Source organism: Bradyrhizobium ferriligni (assembly GCF_056837965.1).
Genome location: NZ_JBXEJO010000169.1, coordinates 1 through 1,752 on the forward strand (window position 1 = coordinate 1; position 1,752 = coordinate 1,752).

At 67.2% G+C, this 1,752-nt stretch carries 2 protein-coding genes; both read left to right on the forward strand.

The genetic code is table 11. The features are described from left to right. Positions 1-179: 179 nt before the first annotated feature. Entirely contained in the window at positions 180-953 is a 774-nt protein-coding gene (locus tag AC1VNY_RS42350) for an ABC transporter ATP-binding protein (RefSeq protein WP_018272977.1), read from the forward strand. 4 nt (positions 954-957) lie between these two features. After that, the gene (locus tag AC1VNY_RS42355) at positions 958-1,662 is read left to right on the forward strand and encodes an ABC transporter ATP-binding protein (RefSeq protein WP_482409647.1); all 705 of its coding nucleotides are present in this window, start codon (positions 958-960) and stop codon (positions 1,660-1,662) included. Positions 1,663-1,752 lie beyond the last annotated feature (90 nt).

A 1,752-nucleotide genomic window follows, 5' to 3' on the forward strand; every position in this document is an offset into this window, starting at 1 on the left:
TCTCTCCGCGAGTCTCATTGTGGAGAGAGCCCCCACCCGGACCGCATCTTCGATGCGTTCCGACCTAAGAGCGAGCTTCGCTCGTCTCGCCCCCCGCAAGCGGGAGAGGTGCACCGAGCCTGCGGCCGCGTCGTCTCGATCTGATTCTATCCTGCTTTAGCGTCGCGAAGGGAACTGCCGTGCTCGCCGTGGAAGGCCTGGTCAAGCGGTTTGGCGGCTTTCGTGCCGTCAACAACGTGTCGTTCCGCGTCGAGCAGGGCGAGATCCTCGGCCTGATCGGCCCGAACGGCTCGGGCAAGAGCACGATCTTCAACATGCTCTCGGGCACCTTGCCGCCGACCTCCGGCTCGATCCTGTTCGACGGCCACGAGATCGCGGGGCTCGCCCCGCACCGGATCATCAACCGTGGCATCGGCCGAACCTTTCAGATCCCGCGGCCGTTCCATCGCCTCAGCATCTTCGAGAACGTCGTGCTCGCCGGCTTCTACGGGCAGGGCCGCCACAGCCGCGGCAAGGCCGAGGAGGCCGCCGAGCGGGCGCTCGCGATGGTCGGGCTGCCGACCGATCGCAACGCCAGCGTCGAGGGCCTCGGCGCCGCCGGGTTGAAGAAGCTCGAGCTCGCCAAGGCGCTCGCCACCGGCCCGAAACTGTTGCTCGCGGATGAGAGCCTTGGCGGGCTCGACGAGGCCGAGATGGACCAGGCCGCCGACATGCTGCGCCGGATCCGCGACGAGCTCGGCATCACCATCATCTGGGTCGAGCACATCATGGGCGTATTGATGCGCGTGGTCGATCGCGTGATGGTGCTCGATCACGGCGAGAAGATCGCCGAGGGCCTGCCGGCCGATGTCGCCGGCGACGCAAAAGTGATCGAGGTCTATCTCGGCACCGATGCGGATGCGAGCCTCGCGGCCGCGGCCGCAGCCCAGGCGCGGCGCCGGATCGGGGCGTGAGCGCATGCTGGAATTGAAATCGATCGACGCGGGCTATGGCAGCTTCCAGGCGCTGTTTGACGTCAGCCTCGACGTCAAGGCGGGCGAGGCGGTCGGCGTGATCGGCCCGAACGGCGCCGGCAAGACCACCTTGATGCGGGTGATCTCCGGGTTGATCCGGCCGATCAGGGGCACGATCGCGATGGAAGGCGTGAACGTCGTCGCGACGCCCCCGCATCGCATCGTCAGCCTCGGGATCGCGCATGTGCCGGAAAATCGCCGGTTGTTTCCGCGGCTCACCGTCGCCGACAACCTGAAGATGGGCGCCTACATGCCGGGCGCCCGCGCGCATTACGCCGAGCGGCTGGAGTTCGTGTTCGAGCTGTTTCCGCGCATGAAGGAGCGCCAGCACCAGATGGCCGGGACGATGTCGGGCGGCGAGCAGCAGATGTGCGCGATCGGCCGTGCGCTGATGTCGAACCCGAAACTGCTGCTGCTCGACGAGCCGTCGGCCGGGCTCGCGCCGGTCGTGGTGCAGCAGGTGTTCGAGCTCGTCAAGCGCATCCGCTCAAGCGGCCTGACGGTCCTGATCGTCGAGCAGAACGTGCAGCAGGTGCTGCGCGTGGTCGACCGCGCCTATCTGCTGGAAGCCGGCAGCATCCGCGCCGCCGGGTCAGCGGCGGAGCTCGCGGCGAGCGACACCATCAAGCAGGCGTATTTGGGGGTGTGAGGATGATTGGATTGGCCGGGATGATTGCCGCGAGGACGCTCTACTCCCTCTCCCGCTTGCGGGGGAGGGCCCTGTCTCTTATACACCTCT